Genomic DNA, 22,345 nt, shown 5'->3' on the forward strand with positions numbered 1-22,345 from the left:
AACTCCAGTGGGGTATGCGCGTCGCCGGCCCGCAGGCCATGCGCCTGCGCATGGGGAACCGAAATTATCGCACAGGCCATCCGGACCAGGCCCCGGACGAAAGTCGCAGATCGTGGCCCGGCAGCACTTCCGGACCGCCCACAGCGAAACGGCCACCGCAAGGGTGGCCGTTCGTCAACGCATGGCGCGGACGCTTACTTGCCGTAGCGCTTGCGGAATTTGTCGACGCGGCCGCTGGTGTCGATCAGCTTGTTCTGGCCGGTGTAGAACGGGTGCGACGACGACGACACTTCCACCTTGATCAGCGGGTATTCGTTGCCGTCTTCCCACTTCACGGTGTCCTTGGAGGCCAGCGTCGAGCGGGTCAGGATCTTGAAATCGGAGGTCACGTCCTGGAAGACGACGTCACGGTATTCGGGGTGGATGCCGGCTTTCATGGATTGAACCTGTGTATTGGAGCGGGACAGAGCCGCGCATTATAGCGACCTGGCGGATTTTGGCGCAAGCATCGGCCGATCTGGGTTGCCATGTGGCCGCAGCGAGGCTGCCGGGTACTCGCTACGCTGCTCGAAATGCCGCTGCGCGAATACCCGGCAGGCTCGCTGTCCCGGCGTTATTTCGCCGCTAGCGCGGCTTGGATCAGGCTTTCGAACTGCGCCTGGTCGTAGCGCATCAGGATCGCGGCGTTGTCCGGCTGGCCGGACTGGCGGTTCCAGTCCACCACGGTGGCGCCGCGGGTGTGCAGGCCGGCCATTTCCACGGCCAGCGGACGTTCCAGCGTCTCCGTGGCCCACTCGGGTCGCAGGGCCAGGGCCATCGCCAGCGCATCGGCGGCATGCCAGCGTGCGCCCCGCCCGGCCTTCGACCATGCCCGGGTATGCGCCGAGATCCCGGCGTAGAACCGCGCCCGCGGCGAATCCGCAGCCAGCCAGCGGTCCGCGTCATCGTGCTGGAAACCATGCGCCACCACCGCCTCCCAGTCGGCCAGCTCGAACTGCGGGAACGCGCTGCAGACGATGTGCGCCGCCTCCGGGTCGAAGGCGATGTTGAACTCGGCCGCCGGGGTGATGTTGCCGTGGGCGGTCACCGACCCGCCCATGATCACGCAGCGCGCGACCCGGCTCGGAAGCGTCGGATCCAGCTTCAGCGCCAGCGCGACATTGGTCAGCGGACCCAGCGCCACCAGCAGCAACCTTCCGGCGTGCTCGTGCGACAACCGCAGGATCGCCAGCGCGGCGTGTTCGGCCTCTGCCTGGCGCGATGCCGGCACATAACCGGTGTCGCCGAAACCGTCGCGGCCGTGCACGTAGGCGGCGTCGCGCGCCGGATGCACCAGCGGGGCATCGGCACCGGGGAACACCGGCACGTCGACATCGCAGATTTCGCAGAGCTTCAACGCGTTGGCAACAGTGTGGTCCAGGCCGACGTTGCCGGCGGCGATGGTCAGCCCGACCACATCGAAGCGCGGATCATTGAAGGCCATCAACAGGGCCAGCGCGTCGTCCACGCCGGGGTCGGTATCGATCAGGAGGGGGATGCGGGTATTGGTCATCCGGCCATTATGGCGTCCCGACGAGATCCGGCATCACTCGCCGGCGTCGAGCAATTCCCTGACCCGCGCCTCGGTGCTGCCCATGCCGGCACTGCGGCCGAACTCGAGCGCCTGCTCGGCCGTCATCGTTCCCGATCGCGCTTCCATCAGCGCCAGCAGGCCGCCCACTCGATTGCCGCTGGCGCAATGCACCAGCACCGGCCCATTCGCCGCCTCCAGCGCCGCGCGCAGGGCGTGCGCGTGCGCGTCATCGATAGCGGCCGCGCCGGCCACCGGGATCGCGATGTAACGCATGCCGGCCGCGCGCACTTCGGCGGCCTCATCGCGATCCTTCAACTCCCCCGGCGCACGCAGGTCGATCACCGTGCCGACGCCGCGTGCGGCGATCACCGACCAATCGCCGGCTGCAGGCTGCGCTGCCGTGTACAAGCCGGGGCGCCGTTCCCTGAGCTCGACGGTGGGTGCGGGGATTGCCATCGCGTTCGCGACCGGCGCGGTATCGCGGTGCGCATGGCAGCCTGCGAGCAAGGCCAGGACACAGGCCAGGGCCAGGGGAAGCGCGTGGGTCTTGTGCATGGCGATCCTCAATCGGGAAGGTGGTGGCGTGCCCAGCGCACGATGTCGGCCGTACCCATCGCGCCCGCTTGGCGCGCCAGTTCGCGGCCCTGCCGGAAGAGCACCAGGGTGGGAATACTGCGGATGCCGAAGCGGCCACCCAGCGCAGGCTGCGACTCGGTGTCGAGTTTGGCCAGCCTCAGCGCGGGCTCCAGTTGCGCGGCGGCGGCCTCGAACTGCGGTGCCATGGCCACGCATGGACCGCACCAAGGAGCCCAGAAGTCCACCAGCAACGGCAGGTCGGCACGCTCGACATGGGCGTGGAAACCGGCGGCGTCCAGGGCCAGCGGATGGCCATTGAACAGTGCAGCAGCGCATTTGCCGCAGCTCGGCGACTCCCGTAGCCGCAGCTTCGGCACCCGATTGATCGCGTTGCAACGCAGGCATGCCACCAGCTGTGTCGCAGTCATGGCGTGGTCTCCTTCGTCGCCGCGGCCCGACGCGCTTCGCGGGCTTGCAGCACGTAATACAACACGGGAATCACCACCAGCGTGAGGATGGTGCTGACGAAGATGCCGAAGATCAACGAGATCGCCAGCCCGTTGAAGATCGGGTCGTCGAGGATGAAGAACGCGCCCAGCATCGCCGCCGCACCGGTCAGCGCGATGGGCTTGGCGCGCACCGCGCAGGCATCGATCACCGCCTCCGCCAGCGGCACGCCGCGCGCGACCTCGTGGTTGATGAAGTCCACCAGCAGGATCGAATTGCGCACGATGATTCCGGCCAGCGCGATCATGCCGATCATGCTGGTCGCGGTGAACTGTGCGCCCAGCAGCGCATGCCCGGGCATCACCCCGATCACGGTCAGTGGGATCGGCGCCATGATCACCAGCGGCACCAGGTAGCTGCGGAACTGGGCGACCACCAGCAGGTAGATGAGGACCATGCCGGCGGCGTAGGCGATGCCCATGTCGCGGAAGGTTTCGTAGGTGATCTGCCACTCGCCATCCCACTTGATCGCGTAACCACTGCCACCCGGCGGTTGCGAGATGAAGGTCTGCGCCAGCGACTGACCGTCGACCCTGGTGTCGCGCAGCTCGCCGACGATGGAGAACATCCCGTACAGCGGGCTGTCGAGGTCGCCGGCTTCGTCCGCCATCACGTAGGCCACCGGCAGGCCGTCCTTGTGGTGGATCGCGCCATCCCAGGCCCCGCGTTCGACGCGCACCAGTTCCGACAGCGGCACCAGCTGGCCCTGGCCACCGCGCACCTTGACCGCCAGCAGCGCGTGGAGCGACGCCTGCTCCTGCGCGGGCAGGCGCAGGCGCACGGGGCGCGGATATTTGGAGGCGCCGTCGTGGACGTAGGTGGCGTCGCTACCCGACACAGCCATGGCGACCGCGTCCGCGACGTTGGCCTGGGCCACGCCCAGCCGCGCCGCACGGGCACGATCCAGCACCAGGGTTTCGCGCGGCGCATCGGCTTCGACGCTGGTATCGATATCGACGATGCCCTCGGTCTTGGCGAACGGACCGCCCGCCAATGCGCGCGCGATGCGCCGCTGGCCGGCGTAGTCGGGGCCATAGACCTCGGCCACCAGCGGCGCCAGCACCGGCGGCCCCGGCGGCACCTCCACCACCTTCACGGACGCGCCATGGCGCTTGCCGATGACTGCAAGCGCCGGGCGGATGGCGCGGGCGATGTCATGGCTCTTGCGGTCGCGATCGTGCTTGTCGACCAGGTTGACCTGCAGGTCGCCGACATTGCTGCCGCTGCGCAGGAAATACTGGCGGACCAGACCGTTGAAATTGATCGGCGCAGCGGTGCCGGCGTAGGCCTGGTAGTCGAGTACTTCAGGCACGGTGTCGAGCTGCGCGGCCAGTTCGCCGAGCAGCGCATTGGTCTGCTCGAGCGTGGTGCCCTCGGGCATGTCGACCACGACCTGCACTTCGGACTTGTTGTCGAACGGCAGCATCTTCAGCACCACCAGCTCCAGCACCGCCAGCGACGCCGCCAGCAGCACCAGCCCGGCCATCGACGCGAACAGCAGCCCGCGCTTGCGGCCGGCGCGCTCCCCGAACAGGAACGGCGACATCACCCGCCGGAACAGCCGGTGCAGGCGACCCTGTCGTTGCGATTCGGGCGCGTGGGCGGCATCGGCTCCATCGCCATGCCGGCGCAGCAACTTCAGCGACAGCCACGGGGTCACGATCAATGCGATCAGCAGGGACAGCAGCATGCCCACCGAGGCATTGATCGGGATCGGCCGCATGTACGGGCCCATCAGGCCCGAAACGAAGGCCATCGGCATCAGCGCCGCGATCACCGTGAACGTCGCGAGGATGGTCGGCCCGCCCACTTCATCCACTGCCGGCGGGATCACTTCGAACAGGCTGCGCTCGCGACCGTCGGTGCCCGGTATGGCAAGGTGCCTGTGGATGTTCTCGACCACCACGATGGCGTCGTCGACCAGGATGCCGATCGAGAAGATCAGCGCGAACAGCGAGACGCGATTGAGGGTGAAGCCCATCACGTGCGAGGCGAACAGGGTCACCGCCAGGGTCAGCACCACCGCACTGCCGACCACGATGGCCTCACGCCAGCCCAGCGCGAACAGCACCAGCAGCACCACCGAGGCGGTGGCGAACGCCAGCTTCTGGATCAGCTTGGAGGCCTTGTCTGCGGCGGTCGCGCCGTAGTCGCGGGTGACGGTGGCGCGCACGCCGTCGGGGATCAGTTCCCCCTGCAACTCGCCGATACGCTCGGTGATTGCCGAAGTAATGTCGGATGCATTGCTGCCCGGCTTCTTGGCGATGGCGATGGTGACTGCCGGCGCGATGCCCGCTTGGGGACCAGCGCGGCCGGCGGGCGCGCCATGCGAGGCGTAGCTGGTGGCGAGGTCGCCGCGCGGTTCGATGCTGGCGACGTCGGCCAGCAGCAGCGGCTTGCCGGCGTTGTTGCCGATCACCAGCGACGCCACCTCTTCCGCCGAAGCGAGGAAGCGCCCGGCGGTGACCGGCACCGCACCGGAAGCGCCTACGCGCTCGCCGGCCTGGTGCACCACGTTGGCGGCGCGCAATGCCTGCACCAGGTCGCCGGGGGCGAGCCCGTAGGCGGACAGCTTCGCCGCGTCGAGGGTGACCAGCACGGTGCGATCGGGCGCGCCGATGGTGTAGACGTCGCGGGTACCCGGGACGCGCTTGAATTCGGTTTCGAGGGTATGCGCGACTTCCGCCAGCCGGCTGGCATCGGTGGCCGGATCGTCGCTCCACAGGGTCACCGCCATCACCGGCACATCGTCGATGCCCTTCGGCTTGATGATCGGCTGGCCGACACCGACGCCCTGCGGCAGCCAGCCCTGGTTGGAGAACACCTGGTTGTACAGGCGCACCAGCGCCGGCTGGCGCTGCACGCCGACCAGGAACTCGACGGTCAAAACCGCCATGCCGGGGCGGCTGATCGAATAGACGTGCTTGACGCCCTCGATCTCGGACAGCTTCTGCTCCAGCGGGGTTGCCACGAGTTGTTCGACGTCGCGCGCGCTGGCGCCATCGAACGGGACGATGACATTGGCCATCGTCACGTCGATCTGCGGCTCTTCCTCGCGCGGGGTGATCGCCGCCGCCAGCAGGCCCAGCAGCAGGCCCATGATCGCCAGGATGGGGGTCAGCGGATTCTTCTGGAACGCCGCTGCCAAGCGCCCGGATATTCCGAGCCGCGCGGGAGTCGACGACTCACTCATTGGCCGTACCCGCCTGCTTGCGCTGCGCGGCCAGCGCCTGCATCGCCGCCACCGGATCGCGCGCGACCTGATCGCCGGCCTGCAGGCCGCTGATCACCTCGACGCTGTCGCCGACCCGCGCGCCTAGTCGCAGCTGGCGCAGCAGCAGCCGGTCGCCCTGCTTCACGTAGGCACCGCTGAGTTCGCCGCGCTGGGCGACCGCGGACAGCGGGATGCGCAGCGGCGCGACGCCGCCATCACCTGCCGTGCCCGCTTCGGCATCGAACACCACCTTGGCGGTGGTGCCGGGTGCCGGCGGCGGATCCAGGCCTGGCAGCCGCACGCGCACGTTGACGCTGTGGCTGGCGGCATCCGCGGCCTGGAACACGGTGACCTCCGCCGGCACAACTTCGCGGCCGCCGGGCAACACGACGCGCGCGCGCGGATCGCGACGGATCGCCTCGGCGCGGGTTTGCGGCACGGAAACTTCGATGCGCAGCTCGCGCGGCTCATACACCCGCATCAACGATTGGCCTGGTGCCACGGTTTCACCGGGCTCGACGTCGCGGCTGGCGACTACGCCCGCGAACGGCGCGCGCACCACGGTGTACGCCGACTGTTGCGCGGCTTGCGCGACCACCGCGCGGGCAGCGTCGCGCGCTGCCACGGCGGAATCGCGGGCGGCGCGGGCCTGGTCGATCTGCGCTTTCGACACGAATTGGCCATTCGCCAGTGCGGCGAAGCGGCGATAGTTCTGCTCAGCCTCGGCCGCGGAAGCTTCGGCCGCGCGCAGTTGGGCACGCGCGGCGTTCGCCGCGGCGTCCTGTTCCACGGCACTGATGCGCAGGAGCACGGCACCGGCGGCGACGCGGTCGTTGACGTCCACCTCGACCGCGATCACCCGACCCGCAGTCTGCGCGCTCAGGTCCGAACGGCGCACCGCTTCCACCACGCCGTCCCAGCCGCGGCCGGCCCCACCGTTGGCGGCCACGACCTCGAACGTCGCAACCTCGCCTAATGACGGTAGCGTCGCCGGCACGTGGCCGCCGCATGCGGCGAGCGACGCTGCCAACCCGGTCACCAGCAGCACGCGCTTCATTTGAACGCACATCCCGGGGCAAGGCGGAACTTGCGCAGCACGATGGCCGCCGGGCAAAACCCGGTGACGCTGGACTGCAGCAGGTTCAAGCCGACGAAGGCGGTCAGCCACAACCACAGTGGCGACACGAAATGCGCCAGCGCCAGGCTGGCCAGGATCATCGTGCCGGCGAAGGCGAAGATGGCGCGGTCGATGTTCATCGCGGTGATTCCTTCAGTTGTTGACGGACGGTGCTGGAATTAATATTAGATATCTCTTATATTAGTGTCAACTGATATTTAAATTCACTGTCCAAGGAGTCCGCCATGAGTGCATCCACCGCCGCCGCCGACCTCGTCGCCGAGGCCCGTTCGAAGATTCGCGAAGTCGCCCCGCGCGAATTCCGGGCGACCGCTGGCGATGCGGTCGTCATCGACGTGCGCGAGCCATCCGAATTCGAGACCGGCCACATCCCCGGTTCGATCAACATCCCGCGCGGCGTGCTCGAATTCCGGGTTGATGCCCACCCCGCGGTCGCCAACGTCAGCGACCCCGCGCTGTCGCACAAGGAGCGGCCGATCGTGGTGGTGTGCCGTACCGGCGGGCGGGCGGCGCTTTCGGCAGTGAACCTGCAGCGGCTCGGCTTCGTCGATGTGCGTTCGATCGCCGGTGGCGTGCTGGCCTGGGGCGAAGCCGGCCTGTCGCTGGTGGTACGGTAAGGCCATGGCCCAGGCACGTCGCAAACCCGCTCCGCCCGTGATGGATCCCGAGGCCATGCGCGTGCATGCCGCCGATGCCGCGCGCCTGTTGCGCGCGCTGGCCAACGAGAAGCGGCTGATGCTGCTGTGCACGCTGGTGGAAGGCGAGCAGTCCGTCGGAGAACTCAACGCGCAGGTCGACCTGAGCCAGTCGGCGCTGTCGCAACATCTCGCGGTCCTGCGTGCGGACGGGTTGGTCGCCACGCGCCGCGAGGCGCAGACGATCTACTACTCGCTGGCCGATGGCCCGGCGCACCGGATCATCGAAACCCTGCATGGCATCTATTGCGGCGGCGCGCCGTTGTGCGCGCCATGAACATGCCGGCCAATCCCGTGGTGACGCCGTTCTTTCACGCGAGCAGCAATACCTGGAGCTACGTGATCCGCGATCCCGCATCCAGCGCGGCGGCGATCATCGATCCTGTGCTCGACTTCGATGCGCCATCCGGACGCACTTCGACCACTTCAGCGCAGGCAATCGTCGACCATGTCGCCGGCGAGGGACTGGACGTTCGCTGGCTGCTGGAGACGCATGCGCATGCGGACCATCTCAGCGCTGCACACTGGCTGAAAGCCACGCACTATCCGGGTGCCACGCTCGCCATCGGCGAAGGCATTCGCGCGGTGCAGAAAGCGTTCCGGCCGATCTTCAACCTCGGCGAACATTTCCCGGTCGATGGCTCGCAGTTCGATCATCTGTTTACCGATGGCGAGACCTTCGCGATCGGCGGATTACAGGCGCAAGTGATCGCCGTGCCGGGCCACACCAGCGACAGCAATGCCTATCTGATCGGCGATGCGCTGTTCACCGGCGACTCGCTGTTCATGCCGGATGGCGGCACCGCGCGTTGCGATTTCCCGGGTGGCGATGCCGCCACGCTGTACCGCTCGATCCAGCGCCTGTTCGCACTGCCCGCGTGCACCCGCGTGTTCGTCTGCCACGACTACGGCCCGGGTGGGCGCGAAGTCGCCTGCGAAACCAGCATCGACGCGCAGAAGCGCGGCAACATCCACGTGCGCGATGGGGTTTCCGAAGCCGAGTTCGTGGCGGTGCGAACCGCGCGCGACGCGACCCTTGCGATGCCGGCACTGCTGCTGCCATCGGTGCAGGTGAACATCCGCGCCGGCGCCTTACCGGAGCCGGAAGGCAACGGCATCCGTTACCTCAAGTTGCCGATCGACCAGTTCGACTGAGCCTGGTCACGCCGCGGCGAAACGGGCCGCGCCACCGACCCAGCGATCGATGATGCGGTTCGCCGCGTCGGGCGCGTCCTGCAGCAAACGATCTGCCAGGGCATGCACCTGCGGCAGCAAATCCGCATCCCGCGCGAGATCAGCGATGCGAAACGCGGCGAGGCCGGTCTGGCGGGTGCCCAGCAACTCGCCGGGGCCACGCAATTGCAGGTCTTTTTCGGCGATGGCGAAGCCGTCGTTGGTCTGCCGCAAGGTGTCCAGCCGCTGGCGCGCCATCGCCGACAGCGGCGACTGGTAAAGCAGCACGCAACTCGACGCCGCGCTGCCGCGCCCCACCCGCCCGCGTAGTTGGTGCAATTGCGCCAGCCCGAGTCGCTCGGCGTTCTCGATCACCATCAGCGAGGCATTCGGCACGTCCACGCCGACTTCGATCACCGTGGTCGCCACCAGCAGGTCGATGCTGCCGTCCTTGAACGCGCGCATGGTCGATTGCTTTTCCGCCGCCTTCAGCCGGCCGTGGACCAGGCCGATGCGCGCATTCGGCAACGCGGCCTGCAAGGTCTCGAACGTCGATTGCGCGGCCTGCGCCTCGATCTCGTCGGAGTCGTCGATCAGCGTGCACACCCAGTACGCCTGGCGGCCTTCGGCGCAGGCCTGGCGGATGCGTTCGACCAGCTCCGCGCGGCGTTCCGCCGACAGCGCGATGGTGGTAATCGGCGTGCGTCCCGGCGGCAATTCGTCGATGGCCGACACGTCCAGGTCGGCATACGCGCTCATCGCCAGCGTGCGCGGAATCGGGGTGGCGGTCATCACCAACTGGTGCGGGACATTGCCCTTGCCCTTGTCGCGCAACGCCAATCGCTGATGCACGCCGAAGCGGTGTTGTTCGTCGACGATGGCCAGCGCGAGGTCGTCGAACTCGACGCCCTCCTGCATCAACGCATGCGTACCGACGACGACCTGCGCCGCACCCGACGCGACCTCGTCCAAGGCCTTTGCACGCGCCTTGCCGGTGACTTTGCCGGCCAACCAGCCCACCCGGATCTCGAGCGGCTCCAGCCAGCCACGCAGGTTCGCCAGGTGCTGTTCTGCGAGAAGCTCGGTCGGTGCCATCAACGCCGCCTGGCGACCATCCGCCACCGCGAGCAGGGCCGCCATCGCCGCGACCACGGTCTTGCCGCTGCCGACGTCGCCCTGCACCAACCGCAGCATCGGCCGCGGCTGCGACAGGTCCTCACGCAATTGCGCGTACACCCGCGCCTGCGCGTTGGTGAGCGCGAACGGCAATGCATCACGCAGGCGTGCGACGTGGCGTTCATCGCCGACCAATGCGCGCGTGCCTTCGGCCTGCAGCGCGAGTCGCTGCCGGCGCAGGCTGAGTTGGTGGGCCAGCAATTCTTCCAACGCCAAGCGACGCTGCGCCGGATGCAGGCCGGTCTGCAAGGCGGTGACATCGGCCTCGCGCGGTGGCGCGTGCAGGGTCAGCAGCGCCTCGCGCAACGTGGGTAATCGCATCTCGCGCAGCCATCCGCGCGGGAGCAACTCCAACACGTCCTCGTCCGGCAAACGCTGCAGGGCCAGGCCGATCAGCTTGCGCAGGTTGGCCGGGCCGATCCCTTCGACCTCCGGATAGACCGGATCCAGCGCCTCGCCCAGACCGTGCTCGCCGGCATCGAGGACGCGATAACTCGGATGCACGATCTCCAGCCCGAGCTGGCCCGCGCGTGGCATGCCGTAGGCGCGGATGCGCGCGCCCGGCACGAACTGCGACAGCTGCTGGGCGCGGAAATGGAAGAAGCGCAGCACCAGCGTGCCGCGCGACTCGTCGGACAGCGCGACGCGCAACATCGGCCGGTAGCGAAAGCCGCGTTCGACCGCTTCGACCTTGCCCTCGACTTGCGCGGCCACACCCGGACGCAGGTCGCGGATCGCGGTCAGCGCGGTGCGATCTTCGTAGCCGCGCGGCAGGTGCAGCCACAAGTCCTGCAGGTTGGCCAACCCGCGCGCGGCCAGTTTCTCCGCGACCGCGGGGCCCACGCCCGGCAGCACCGACAGCGGCGTCGCGCTGGCCGCCAGGGCGGGTGCGGGTCCCGAAGGGCGTGGCACGCCGGGCTCAGTCCGCCTGTGGCAGGACCATCAGCGCATCGACCTCGAACGCGGCACCTTTCGGCAGCGCCGGCACCTCGATGGTCGAGCGCGCCGGATACGGTTGCGCGAAGTACTCGCCCATCACCGCGTTGACCGCGGCGAACTGCGACAGATCGGTCAGATACAGACCGACACGGGTGATGTCGTCCATCGTGCCGCCCGCGGCATCGCACACGGCCTTGAGGTTGTCGAAGGCGCGGCGTGCCTGCGCGGTGATGTCGCCGGCGACGAGTTCGCCGGTAGCCGAATCAAGCGGGATCTGGCCGCTGAAGAACACCAGGTTGCCGGCGCGGGTGGCTTGCGAATACGGACCGATCGCGGCGGGCGCGCGGTCGCTGTGGATGGCGGTGCGGGGCATGCGGGCTGGTTCCGTCGGGGAAGTCGACAGTGTAACGACGCTACAGCCGGCCGACCCCGTGGACCACGCCTAGCCGGCGGATGCGGCGCATCACTTCGGCCAGGTGCTTGCGATCGCTGACCTCGATCGAGAAACGGATCGCCGCGGTATGGGTGTCGCGCTCCAGGTACTCGACACGGTCGATGTTGGATTCGGCGTGCGCGATCGCCGCGGCGACCTGGGCCAGCACGCCGGGTCGGTTCTCGACTTCGATGCGCAACGCCGCATCGAAGTCGCCGGAGACGGCGCGATCCCAGCCGATCGCCACCCAGCGCTCCGGCGACTTGCGGAACTCGGCCACGTTCGGGCATTCCAGCCGGTGCACCACGATGCCCTTGCCGGCGCTGTGGTAGCCCATGATCTCGTCGCCCGGGATCGGCATGCAGCATTGCGCGAAGCTGATCACCCCGCGCTCGGAACCGGTGATCAGGATGCGCTCGCCGGGCACCGCATCCGGTTGCAGCAAGTTCGGCGGCTGCTCCTGCGCGAGCGTCAGCGCGACCTGCGTGGGCATGCGGTTGCCCAGGGCGATGTCGGCCAGCAACGCTTCCAGCCGAGGGAAACGGTTCTCCGCCAGATAGCCGTCCAGGCGCGCCAACGGCAGCCGATCCAGCGAAGTGCCCCGCTCGCCCAGCGCGCGATCCAGCATGTGGTGGCCGACGCGGACCGCATCCTCGTGTTCGAGATGCTTGAGCTGCTGGCGGATCGCGGTGCGCGCCTTGCCGGTGACCACGTATTCCAGCCACTGCGGGGCCGGCGAGGCCGACTTGGCGGTGATGATCTCCACGGTCTGGCCACTCGCAAGCTGCGCACGCAGCGGGGCCAGCTTGCGGTCCACCCGCGCGGCGACCGCATGGTTGCCGACATCGGTATGCACCGCATAGGCGAAGTCGAGCGCGGTGGAATTGCGCGGCAACGACAGGATGTCGCCCTTCGGACTGAACAGGTAGACCTCGTCCGGGAACAGGTCGACCTTGACGTTCTCGAGGAACTCGAGCGATGAACCGGTACCGCGCTGGCTTTCCACCAGGCCGGCGATCCACGCCGAGGCGCGGCTCTGCGCGCTGTTGCCGGCGTCACCGCCATGCTTGTACGCCCAGTGGGCGGCGACGCCGCGCTCCGCGACAAGGTCCATTTCCCGCGTGCGGATCTGCACTTCGATCGGCGAGCCGTAGGGCCCGAACAGCACGGTGTGCAGCGACTGGTAACCGTTCGCCTTGGGGATCGCGATGAAGTCGCGGAAGCGCGCGTCCAGTGGCTTGTATACGGAGTGGACGACGCCGAGCGCGTGGTAGCAGTCCGGCACGCTATCGACGATGACCCGGTAGCCGAACACGTCCATGACCTGGTCGAAGCTGCGGTTCTCCGCGTGCATCTTGGTGTAGATGCTCCAAGGCGTCTTGATCCGCCCGACCAGCCGGTGCGGCAGTTTCTCCAGCGCCAGTTTCTGCGCCAAGCGCGCTTCGATCTGCGCCAGCGCCTCGCGGCGCACGACCGGCTGGCTGCGGATGCGTTTCTCGATTACCGCGTGCCGCCACGGATGCAGCGCGCGGAAGCCGAGGTCCTGCAGCTCGGACTTGATCAGGTTCATGCCCAGCCGCTGGGCGATCGGCGCGAAGATTTCCAGCGTTTCCACCGCGATGCGCCGGCGCGCTTCCGCGGACTGCGCACCCAGCGTGCGCATGTTGTGCAGGCGATCGGCCAGCTTGATCAGGATGACCCGCAGGTCGCGCGACATCGCCAGCAGCATCTTGCGGAAACTCTCCGCGGCGGCTTCCTGGCGGTCGGCGAAGTGCAGCTTGTCGAGCTTGGTGACGCCATCGACCAGTCCCGCGACGGTCTCGCCGAACTGCGCGGCCAGGTCCTGGCGGGAGAGCGGCGTGTCCTCGATGGTGTCGTGCAGGATCGCGGCGACCAGGGTCTCCACGTCCAGGCCCTGCTCGGCCAGCACCTGCGCTACCGCGACCGGATGGGTGATGTAGGGCTCGCCTGACTTGCGGGTCTGCCCGGCGTGCGCCGCCGCGCCGACCGCCCATGCCCTGCGCAGTTGCGCCCTCTGGGCCTGCGGCAGGTAATTCGCGGCGCGTTCCAGCGACTGCACATAGTCCGGCACCGCATCCTCATCGGGCGCGGTCAGCGGCAGGGCAAGCGCAGGATCGCCGGGACTCATGCGGCGAGCCTAACCGGGCCGTATGGGAGCCGTAAACCCCTGTCCCGGAAACGAAAAACGGCCCCTCGGGCCGTTTTTCTGCGCCATGAAAGCTGACGATCAGTCGTCGCCCTTCATGTCGTCGTCGCCGGCCACCACTTCGGCCGCGGCCCACTCCATCGCCTCGCGCTCCTTGCGCTCGCGCTCAGCCTTTTCGACCGCGTTGATGTAGTCGGTATCGATCTCGCGCGCGGCGATCTCGCGCAGGGCAAGCACGGTCGGCTTGTCGTTGGCTTCGCTGTTGTCCAGCTTCGGCTCCACGCCGCCTGCCAGCTGGCGCGCGCGCTTGGCGGCCATCATCACGAGATCGAAGCGGTTGTCGACCACTTCCAGGCAATCTTCCACGGTAATACGGGCCATGTATGTCCTGCGGCCGCTGGGCCGCTGAAGTGTTCGAGAGGGGCCGGAATTCTAGCCGGGGAACCCCATGAAGGCAAGCTCATGCCTTGAAAATCAGAAACTTAGGCCCTCGACGACGCCTGCTTCCGCCTACTCGTCGACCAGCAGCGAGGTGATCAGGCGGGCATGTCGCGCCACCTGGGCGTCCTTGCGCAGCCGGCTGGCGGTGAAGATGCTGCACATCTCGGCGACCGCGGTCTCGAAATCCTCGTTGACGATCACGTAGTCGAATTCGCCGTAATGGCTCATCTCCTCGCGCGCGGCATCCAGCCGCTGGCGGATCACGTCCTCGGAATCCTGCCCGCGCTTGCGCATGCGCTCTTCCAGCGCGGCCCGCGACGGCGGCAGGATGAACACGCTGACCGCGTCCGGGATCTTGTTGCGCACCTGACGCGCACCCTGCCAGTCGATTTCCAGCAGCACGTCGCGACCGGCCGACAGCTGCGGATCCACCGACTGCCGCGCGGTGCCCTTCCAGTCGCCGTGCACCAGCGCGTGCTCGAAGAAGTCGCCCTCGGCGACCATCGCCTTGAACTCCTCGGCACCGATGAAGTGGTAGTGCTCGGCATGGCGTTCACCCGGTCGCGGCTGCCGCGAGGTGAACGAGATCGACAGGCTGATGTTCGCATCGCGCGCCAGCACCGCGTTGACGATGCTGGATTTCCCGGCACCCGAGGGCGCGGCGACGATGTAGAGGGTTCCGCGCATGGACTACTCGACTTCTTTCATTCGATGTTCTGGATCTGTTCGCGGATCTGGTCGATCAGCACTTTCAGTTCGACCGCGGCGTTGCTGGTGCGCGCATCGACCGACTTGCTTCCCAGGGTATTCGCCTCGCGGTTGAATTCCTGCAACAGGAAATCCAGGCGGCGACCCACGGGGTCTTTCTGCTTGAGGGTGCGACGCAATTCGGACAGGTGGCTGTCGAGGCGGTCGAGTTCCTCGTCCACGTCGAGTTTCTGCAGCCACATCACCAGTTCCTGCTCGATCCGGCCCGGGTCCGCGGGTTGCGCGAGGTCGGCCAGTCGCGCATCCAGCTTGTTGCGCTGGCCGGTGCGGATCAGCGGAATCAGGTTGCGCACCTCGGCGGCGATCGCGGCGATCGCGGTGGCGCGCTCGCCGATGACTTCGGCCAGCTTGCCGCCCTCACGCTCGCGCGAGGCCACGAAATCGTCCAGCACCGCATCGAGCAACACCATCGCTTCGCGCTGCAATGCGTCCGCATCGACGCCACGCGTCTGCAGCACGCCGGGGAACTGCAGCAATTCGGTGAACTGCACGCGCAGTTGCGGGAAGCGTGAATCCAGTTGCTGCGCGAGATCGCCCAGCCGCGCAACCAGCGCTTCATCGACCTGCAGCGCATCGCTGCCGTTCGCCGGGCGCAGCCGCAGCACCAGGTCCAGCTTGCCGCGCGAGACCCGCGTGGCCACGCGTTCGCGCAGTTGCGGCTCCAGCACGCGCAATTCGTCGGGCAGGCGCACGCCGAGTTCGAGGAAGCGATGGTTGACCGCGCGCATCTCGCAACCGAGCACGCCCCATTCGGTGCTGCGCTCGCCGGCGGCGTAAGCGGTCATGCTGCGGATGGGCATCGTGCTGCGGCCGGGAGAACGGAACGTGGATGGTAGTCTAGCGACCCGCCGGCTGCCGGCGTTCGTTGCCGGAATCCCGATGTCGTTCGTTCGTCCCAGCGGCCGCACTGCCGACCAGATGCGCACCGTGTCCATCACCCGCGGCTTCACCCGTCATGCCGAGGGCTCGGTGCTGGTGGCGTTCGGCGACACCCGTGTGCTGTGCACCGCCAGCGTCGACAACAAGGTGCCCGGATTCATGCGCGGCAAGGGCGAAGGCTGGGTCACCGCCGAATACGGCATGCTCCCGCGCGCCACGCATACCCGCAACGACCGCGAGGCCTCGCGCGGCAAGCAGGGCGGCCGCACCCTGGAGATCCAGCGCCTGATCGGGCGCAGCCTGCGCGCGTGCGTGGATCGCGCGGCGCTGGGCGAACGCACCATCACCCTGGATTGCGACGTGTTGCAGGCCGATGGCGGCACCCGCACCGCGGCGATCACCGGTGCCTATGTCGCCCTGGTCGATGCGGTGCGCTGGATGCAGAAGCGCAAGGACATCACGAAGAATCCGATCATCGGCGCCGTCGCGGCGGTCTCGGTCGGCGTGTATCGCGGCACCCCGGTGCTGGATCTCGACTACGCCGAGGACAGCGACTGCGACACCGACATGAACGTGGTGATGAACGACGGCGGCGGTTTCATCGAGCTGCAGGGCACCGCCGAGGGCCACGCCTTCCGGCGCGATGAACTCGATGCGTTGCTGTTGTTGGCGGGCCACGGCTGCAACGAGCTGTTCGCCGCGCAACAGGCGGCACTGGCACAGGCGTGAAGCTGGTCCTGGCCAGCAGCAACGCCGGCAAGCTGTTCGAGTTACGCGAGTTGCTGGGCGATGCGTTCGAGTTGCACGCGCAGTCCGAGTTCGGCGTGGAGGATGCCGAGGAAACCGGCCTGAGCTTCATCGAGAACGCGATCCTCAAGGCGCGCCACGCATCGAGTGCCACCGGCCTGCCGGCATTGGGCGACGATTCCGGCCTGTGCGTCGATGCGCTCGATGGCGCGCCCGGTTTGTACTCGGCGCGCTACAGCGGCGTGCACGGAAACGCTGAAGCGAACATCGACAAGTTGCTGGGCAACTTGCTGGGTGTGGCGGACGATGCGCGCACGGCGCGCTTCGTCTGCGTGCTGGCATTTGTACGCCACGCCACCGATCCGCAACCGCTGGTCGCCGAAGGCATCTGGGAAGGCCGCGTGCTGCATGCGCGCCGTGGCAGCAACGGTTTCGGCTACGACCCGGTTTTTTTCTCGCCCGCGCACGGTTGCAGCGCGGCGGAATTGCCGACCGCGACCAAGAATCGCGACAGCCATCGCGGGATCGCGCTGGCGAAGTTGCGCACGCTGCTGCAGGCGTAATGCTCACCACGCCGCCGCTCTCCCTGTACGTGCACCTGCCCTGGTGCGTGCGCAAATGCCCGTACTGCGATTTCAACTCGCATGAATTCCGTGGCGAGGGCGGGCGCGGCGCGTTGCCGTTCGATGCCTACGTCGATGCATTGATCGCCGACCTCGACTTCGACCTGCCGCTGGTCTGGGGCCGCACCATCCAGACCCTATTCTTCGGCGGCGGCACGCCCAGCCTGTTCCCGCCGGAGGCGATCGACCGGTTCCTGCAACTGGCCAGCGCGCGCCTGCGCTTCGCGCCGAATGCGGAAATCACCCTGGAAACCAACCCGGGCACGGTCGAGCACGGCCCGTTCGCCGGCTATCGCGCGGCCGGCGTCAACCGCCTGAGCTTCGGCGTGCAGAGCTTCGACGACGACTGCCTGCAGCGGCTCGGGCGGATCCATTCCAGCGGCGACGCGGAACGCGCGGTCAAGGCCGCGCAGGATGCCGGCATCGACAACCTCAACATCGACCTGATGTATGCGTTGCCGGGGCAATCGTTGGCGATGGCGCTGGTCGATGTCGAAAGCGCACTGGCGCTGCAGCCCGCGCACATGAGCCATTACCAGCTGACCCTGGAACCGAACACCGTGTTCGCCGCCCGCCCGCCCGCGGGGATCCCGGACGAGGACGGTGCCTGGGACATGCAGGACGATTGCCAGGCGCTGTTGGCCGCGGCCGGTTTCGCCCAGTACGAGGTCAGCGCCTATGCCCGCGAGGGTCGCCAGTGCGCGCATAACCTCAATTACTGGCGCTTCGGCGATTACCTGGGCATCGGTGCCGGCGCGCACGGCAAGCTGACCCTGGGTGCCACGCAGCAGGTGATGCGCCGCTGGAAACACAAGCACCCGTCGCAGTACCTGGCCACCGCCGGCAGCGAAGCGGCGATCGGCGGCGACGAGATCCTGGACGCCACCCGCCTGCCCTTCGACTTCATGTTGAATGCGCTGCGGCTCAACGAAGGCGTGCCGTTGGCGATGTTCGAGGCGCGCACCGGCTTGCCGCGCAGCGCGATAGAAGCGCCACTCCAGCGCGCGCGCGCCAATGGCTGGCTGGAGGACGATGCCGACTGGCTGCGCCCGACCGAACTCGGCCGCCGTTTCACGAATGACGTGATTGGCCTGTTCCTCGTGTGAATTGCGTGACGTCGGTTCCAGTTGAGAGCCGACTGCGCAACGCATACCATCGCGTGTTCGCCGACGCGCAAGGGGACGCCGATGGCCGCAGTACTCACTCCGCACGGATCGACCACCGCCAGGACCCTCGCGCAGGCCGAGTTGCCGCGCCGTGTGCGCCAGGTGCTGGAACATGTCCAGCAGGAAATCCGCAGCGACATGGGCCGGCAGTTGCAGACCGTCCTGCTGGAAACCGAACTGGCGTTGTCGCGCCAAGGCAGTCCGGTCAACGATCCCAGGGTCGAAGCGGCGAAGTTCGTATCGCTGAATAACCTGCGCGTCGGCCAGCAACGTTTCACCCACCGTTTCATGGCCGACATCGAAGCCGGCCTGGCCAGCCTGCGCGAGCCACGCCGCAATCGCCGTCTTGAAGAGCAGCAAGCATCCGGCTTGGGCTTGGCCCTGCTCGACGACGATGCGATGAGCGACCAGGCGATGCTCAACAACATCGCCAGCCGCATCGAATCGCGCAACAGCCTGGCCCTGCAACTGATGGGCCAGCGCTTCGGCGTGCTGGCTGGTGCTCCTGCCTTCGATGGCGAACACCTGCCGATCGGCCCGTACGCGCTGTGCCAGGCATTGCACGACGCCAGCGGCGAACTGGAGTTCCCGCCGCACGCCAAGTTCGAGCTGTACCGGCAGTTCGAGAAAGTGCTGATGGCGCTGTACTCGACCTTGCTGGAGGCCTTGAACAACAAGTTGGCCAGCGACGGCATCCTGGCGCACCTGAGCTTCGTGCCGGTGCGCGCGCGGCCGGCGTCGGCGGGGTCGGGCTCACCGCGCACCACCGCGGCGATGCCCGCGCTGGGCGCAGCCGACGGCGGCCCGTCACCCGCGTCCAGGGGCGCGGCCGGCATCGACCTGCCCTCGACGCTGAGCATGGAAGGCAGGGGGCGGGCGAACTTCATGCCCAGCGGCGCGCAGCCTCCACAGCAGCAACCGGCGCCCACGCCCATGCCGGCCAGCACACCGGCCAAAGCTGGCGGCCTGGGGGCCGGTTTCGCCGCCTTGCAGACTTTGCTCAAGCGCCGCCGCGTGTTGCTGGCCAAGCTGCGTCCCGGCGGCCAGGACGAGCGCGTGCGCGAGCCACTGCGCCGCGACGAAGTTCTGGGCGCGTTGCAGCGGATGCGCGCCAACGCGACCAAGGCGGACAGCGTCGGCGATTTCCGCCAGATCCTGCTGGCCCAGGCACGGCAGATGCACGGTCATGGCGTGGCCTTGGCCGATCCCGACAGCGACACCTTCGAATTGCTCGCCCTGTTCCTGGCCCAGTTGCAGCGCGAAATGCGCAAGGGCAGCGACGGCGAAGCGCTGGTCGAACGCCTGCGCCTGCCGATGCTGCAGCTCGCCCTGCGCGACCATCGTTTCTTCGTCGATCCGAGCCACCCCGGGCGGATGCTGCTGGATGCGGTATCGCGCGGCGGTGCACGCTGGCTGGCCGAGGACGATGCCGACCTGCAATGGCTGGGCTTGCTGCAGCGCGCGGTGGCCACCGTGCAACAGGACGCGGAGGGCACCTTCGACACCTTCGCCGAGGCCAACCAGACCCTGCAATCCGGCCTGCAGGCGCTGGCCCGCAAGACCGAGATGTCCGAACGCCGGCAAGTGGAAGCCGCGCGCGGACGCGAGAAACTGGAAGTCGCCAAGCAGCGCGCCAACAACGAGATCGCGCGCCTGCTCGGTGGGCGCAGCCTGCCCCGCTTCCACGCCATCCTGATGGATCAGGCGTGGGCCGACGTGTTGTCGCTGACCTATTTGCGCAACGGCGAACAGTCCGCGACCTGGCGGGAATTGCTCGACACCACCGCCACGATCATCGACGCCAGCACCAGCACCGGCCAGCCGCATGCGGATCCGGCATTCGTGGCACGCGTGCAAGGCGCGCTGGAGCAGGTCGGCTATCACGCCGACGACGCCACCGCAATCGCCCGCCAGCTCGCCAACGGCCGCGCCGAAGATGCGGATCTGGCCTCGCGCACCGAGTTACTGGTGCAACTGCGCGCGCGCGCGCGTCTGGGCGAAGGCAACGCTGCGTCGCCCGGTACCGAGCTGCCCACTCGCAGCACGCAGGAAGAGGCCGCGTTCCGGCAACTGCGGGCACTGCAGGAACCGGCCTGGGTGGAATTCGACGAGGACGCCGACGACACCACCGTCCGCCGCAGGCTGGCCTGGACCAGCCAGCACACCCACCAGACCCTGGTGGTCAACCGCCGCGGACTGCGCACCCTGAGCGAAGACCTCGACGTGCTGGCGCGCAAGCTGGCGGCCGGCAAGCTGCGCGTGCTGGATGCCGACATCGCACCTGCCGAGACCGCATGGGAAGCCACCATGGCCAACCTGCAGAGGATCGCCGAAAACGAAGGCCAGCAGGCCCGGGAGGACGGCCATGGGCATTGAATCGCGCCGACAGGCACGCCGCACCGTGCCCGGGATGATGGAGGTCTACGACACCATCACCGAGGAACCCGTGGGCTACGTGGGCAATGTCTCGGTGGGCGGCATGCTGCTGATCGCCAACCGCACCCTGACCGACGACGCGCTCTACCAGTTCCGCTTCGCCCTGCCGGACGACATGGGCGACACCCTGCCGCTGGAAGTCGGCGCGCACGTGCTGTGGGTAGACGATGCCAGCGCGCCTGGGCAGTCCTGGGCAGGGCTACGCTTCCTCGGCCTGTCGCCGGAGGTGACCCGCCGCTTGCGCTGGTGGACCGAGCAGGAATCGCAGACGCCCTGAACAGGCAGGACTTCACGCACTGTGCGCACCACCGGGATCGGTCAAAATTACCGATCCGCACCGCGAGACGCCTGCCATGTCCCCGACCACGCCCGCCGCCCTGTACCCGCAACATCTGGCCGAATTGCAGGCACGCGCGGCGGAAGCGCTGAAACGCGGCGACTTCGACCACCTCGTGGTGCCCAGCGGCAGCCTGCATTACCAGTTCTTCGACGACCGCGACTATCCGTACGCGGTGAATCCGCAGTTCAAGGCCTGGCTGCCGCTGACCCGCGCGCCCGGCAGCTGGCTGGTCATCACCCCTGGGCATCGTCCGAAGTTGCTGTTCATGCAGCCGCACGACTACTGGCACGTGGTTCCGGCCGCGCCCAGCGGGTACTGGGTCGAGCATTTCGACATCGTCACCATCCGCACGCCGGAAGACGCTGCGCGCCACTTGCCGAAGGACGCAGCGCGTTGCGCGATCCTCGGCGAACCGCAGGGTGCGGTCGGCGACTACATTCCCGGGAACCCGGTGCCGGTGGTGGACTACCTGGAGTACCACCGCGCGTTCAAGACGCCCTACGAGATCGCGATGATGCGCGAAGCCAGCCGCATCGGCGCGCGCGCGCATCGCGCCGCCGAGCGTGCGTTCCGTGCCGGTGCCAGCGAATTCGGCATCCACCTAGCTTATTGCCAAGCCGCCGGCCAGGACGCAAACGACCTGCCCTACGGCAACATCATCTGCCTCAATGAACACGCCGCGGTGCTGCATTACACCGACCGCGACCGCCTGCCGCCCACGCCGGTGCGCAGCTTCCTGATCGATGCCGGCGCCAGTTTCGACGGCTACGCCTGCGACATCACCCGCACCTATTCCGCCGATGCCGGCGACGACTTCCAGGCGATGGTCGATGCCGTCGATGCCGCGCAATTGAAGATGTGCGATGCGGTGCGCGCCGGCTTCGACTACAAGCAATTGCACCTCGACGCGCACCTCGCGCTGGCCGGCATCCTCAAGGACTTCGGGGTGATCAAGGTCGGTGCCGAGGACGCGCTCGCCAGCGGTGTCTCCAGCGCGTTCTTCCCGCACGGCATCGGCCACGGCATCGGTCTGCAGGTGCACGATGTCGCCGGCTTCGCCGCCAGCGACAGTGGCGGCACGATTTCCAAGCCGGAAGGCCATCCCTACCTGCGCCTGACCCGCGTACTGGAGCCGGGCATGGTGGTCACCATCGAGCCTGGCCTGTACTTCATCGACATGCTGCTGGACGAGTTGAAGCAGAAGGGCCTGGCCGATGCGGTGGACTGGAACCGCGTGGACGCGTTCAAGCCTTACGGCGGCATCCGCATCGAAGACGATGTGGCCTGCACCGAAGCCGCGCCGATCAACCTGACGCGCGAGGCGTTTGCGGGCGCCTGAGGTCTCCCGCACGGC

At 67.9% G+C, this 22,345-nt stretch carries 22 protein-coding genes; 9 read left to right on the forward strand and 13 right to left on the reverse strand.

Going from position 1 to position 22,345, the window contains the following annotated elements:
- Positions 1–194: 194 nt before the first annotated feature.
- The 7 genes from H9L16_RS02230 to H9L16_RS02260 all read right to left on the reverse strand — a co-directional run bounded on the left by H9L16_RS02230 (position 195) and on the right by H9L16_RS02260 (position 7,127).
- The gene (locus H9L16_RS02230; RefSeq protein WP_187552984.1) at positions 195–437 is read right to left on the reverse strand and encodes a type B 50S ribosomal protein L31; all 243 of its coding nucleotides are present in this window, start codon (positions 435–437) and stop codon (positions 195–197) included.
- Positions 438–613: 176 nt separating this feature from the next.
- Positions 614–1,552, reverse strand: a complete 939-nt coding sequence (locus H9L16_RS02235; protein WP_187552985.1) for a nucleoside hydrolase — start codon at positions 1,550–1,552, stop codon at positions 614–616.
- Between the two features lie 33 nt (positions 1,553–1,585).
- Positions 1,586–2,128 (reverse strand): protein tyrosine phosphatase family protein, encoded by a 543-nt coding sequence (locus H9L16_RS02240; protein WP_187552986.1) that lies wholly within the window; start codon positions 2,126–2,128, stop codon positions 1,586–1,588.
- An 8-nt stretch (positions 2,129–2,136) separates the two neighbouring features.
- Positions 2,137–2,577 carry a thioredoxin TrxC gene (gene trxC, locus H9L16_RS02245; RefSeq protein WP_187552987.1) on the reverse strand — a complete coding sequence of 147 codons (441 nt, stop codon included), beginning with the start codon at positions 2,575–2,577 and terminating at the stop codon, positions 2,137–2,139.
- Positions 2,574–5,849 carry an efflux RND transporter permease subunit gene (locus tag H9L16_RS02250; protein WP_187552988.1) on the reverse strand — a complete coding sequence of 1,092 codons (3,276 nt, stop codon included), beginning with the start codon at positions 5,847–5,849 and terminating at the stop codon, positions 2,574–2,576. Before H9L16_RS02250 ends, trxC begins: the two co-directional genes overlap by 4 nt.
- On the reverse strand, positions 5,842–6,927 hold the full coding sequence (locus H9L16_RS02255) for an efflux RND transporter periplasmic adaptor subunit (RefSeq protein WP_187552989.1): 1,086 nt from the start codon (positions 6,925–6,927) through the stop codon (positions 5,842–5,844). Before H9L16_RS02255 ends, H9L16_RS02250 begins: the two co-directional genes overlap by 8 nt.
- Positions 6,924–7,127, reverse strand: a complete 204-nt coding sequence (locus tag H9L16_RS02260) for a YgaP family membrane protein (protein WP_187552990.1) — start codon at positions 7,125–7,127, stop codon at positions 6,924–6,926. Before H9L16_RS02260 ends, H9L16_RS02255 begins: the two co-directional genes overlap by 4 nt.
- Positions 7,128–7,232: 105 nt before the next feature.
- Here H9L16_RS02260 and H9L16_RS02265 point away from each other — a divergent pair, with 105 nt between their 5' ends.
- Genes H9L16_RS02265 through H9L16_RS02275 form a run of 3 tightly spaced genes read left to right on the forward strand, consistent with a single transcriptional unit; the run spans position 7,233 to position 8,858 of the window.
- A complete protein-coding gene (locus H9L16_RS02265) occupies positions 7,233–7,625 on the forward strand; it encodes a rhodanese-like domain-containing protein (RefSeq protein ID WP_187552991.1) in 393 nt (130 codons plus the stop codon).
- 4 nt (positions 7,626–7,629) lie between these two features.
- Positions 7,630–7,980 (forward strand): ArsR/SmtB family transcription factor, encoded by a 351-nt coding sequence (locus tag H9L16_RS02270; RefSeq protein ID WP_229796517.1) that lies wholly within the window; start codon positions 7,630–7,632, stop codon positions 7,978–7,980.
- A 2-nt stretch (positions 7,981–7,982) separates the two neighbouring features.
- A complete protein-coding gene (locus H9L16_RS02275) occupies positions 7,983–8,858 on the forward strand; it encodes an MBL fold metallo-hydrolase (protein WP_187552992.1) in 876 nt (291 codons plus the stop codon).
- Positions 8,859–8,864: 6 nt separating this feature from the next.
- Here H9L16_RS02275 and recG read toward each other — a convergent pair whose 3' ends face one another.
- The 6 genes from recG to H9L16_RS02305 all read right to left on the reverse strand — a co-directional run bounded on the left by recG (position 8,865) and on the right by H9L16_RS02305 (position 15,585).
- Complete coding sequence (gene recG / locus H9L16_RS02280) at positions 8,865–10,964, reverse strand: ATP-dependent DNA helicase RecG (protein WP_187552993.1); 2,100 nt, start codon at positions 10,962–10,964, stop codon at positions 8,865–8,867.
- Between the two features lie 7 nt (positions 10,965–10,971).
- A complete protein-coding gene (locus tag H9L16_RS02285) occupies positions 10,972–11,364 on the reverse strand; it encodes a RidA family protein (protein ID WP_187552994.1) in 393 nt (130 codons plus the stop codon).
- Between the two features lie 40 nt (positions 11,365–11,404).
- Complete coding sequence (locus H9L16_RS02290; protein ID WP_187552995.1) at positions 11,405–13,573, reverse strand: RelA/SpoT family protein; 2,169 nt, start codon at positions 13,571–13,573, stop codon at positions 11,405–11,407.
- Positions 13,574–13,672: 99 nt separating this feature from the next.
- Positions 13,673–13,972: a DNA-directed RNA polymerase subunit omega gene (gene rpoZ / locus H9L16_RS02295; protein ID WP_187552996.1), complete on the reverse strand. Its 300-nt coding sequence runs from the start codon at positions 13,970–13,972 to the stop codon at positions 13,673–13,675.
- Between the two features lie 129 nt (positions 13,973–14,101).
- The gene (gene gmk / locus H9L16_RS02300) at positions 14,102–14,719 is read right to left on the reverse strand and encodes a guanylate kinase (RefSeq protein ID WP_187552997.1); all 618 of its coding nucleotides are present in this window, start codon (positions 14,717–14,719) and stop codon (positions 14,102–14,104) included.
- A 17-nt stretch (positions 14,720–14,736) separates the two neighbouring features.
- Positions 14,737–15,585 (reverse strand): YicC/YloC family endoribonuclease, encoded by an 849-nt coding sequence (locus tag H9L16_RS02305; RefSeq protein WP_187552998.1) that lies wholly within the window; start codon positions 15,583–15,585, stop codon positions 14,737–14,739.
- Between the two features lie 94 nt (positions 15,586–15,679).
- Here H9L16_RS02305 and rph point away from each other — a divergent pair, with 94 nt between their 5' ends.
- The 6 genes from rph to pepQ all read left to right on the forward strand — a co-directional run bounded on the left by rph (position 15,680) and on the right by pepQ (position 22,330).
- On the forward strand, positions 15,680–16,408 hold the full coding sequence (gene rph / locus H9L16_RS02310) for a ribonuclease PH (protein ID WP_187552999.1): 729 nt from the start codon (positions 15,680–15,682) through the stop codon (positions 16,406–16,408).
- Positions 16,405–16,989: an RdgB/HAM1 family non-canonical purine NTP pyrophosphatase gene (gene rdgB, locus H9L16_RS02315; protein WP_187553000.1), complete on the forward strand. Its 585-nt coding sequence runs from the start codon at positions 16,405–16,407 to the stop codon at positions 16,987–16,989. Before rph ends, rdgB begins: the two co-directional genes overlap by 4 nt.
- Entirely contained in the window at positions 16,989–18,155 is a 1,167-nt protein-coding gene (gene hemW / locus H9L16_RS02320) for a radical SAM family heme chaperone HemW (protein WP_187553001.1), read from the forward strand. The genes rdgB and hemW overlap by 1 nt, the downstream gene beginning before the upstream one ends.
- Before the next feature lie 81 nt (positions 18,156–18,236).
- Positions 18,237–20,591, forward strand: a complete 2,355-nt coding sequence (locus H9L16_RS02325) for a DUF1631 family protein (protein WP_187553002.1) — start codon at positions 18,237–18,239, stop codon at positions 20,589–20,591.
- Positions 20,581–20,928, forward strand: coding sequence for a PilZ domain-containing protein (locus tag H9L16_RS02330; protein WP_187553003.1), 348 nt, complete (start codon positions 20,581–20,583; stop codon positions 20,926–20,928). The genes H9L16_RS02325 and H9L16_RS02330 overlap by 11 nt, the downstream gene beginning before the upstream one ends.
- A gap of 76 nt (positions 20,929–21,004) precedes the next feature.
- Positions 21,005–22,330 carry a Xaa-Pro dipeptidase gene (gene pepQ / locus H9L16_RS02335; RefSeq protein WP_187553004.1) on the forward strand — a complete coding sequence of 442 codons (1,326 nt, stop codon included), beginning with the start codon at positions 21,005–21,007 and terminating at the stop codon, positions 22,328–22,330.
- Positions 22,331–22,345 lie beyond the last annotated feature (15 nt).

Origin of the sequence: Thermomonas carbonis, assembly GCF_014396975.1 — a bacterium.
In the GTDB taxonomy this organism is placed as follows: Bacteria; Pseudomonadota; Gammaproteobacteria; order Xanthomonadales; family Xanthomonadaceae; genus Thermomonas; species Thermomonas carbonis.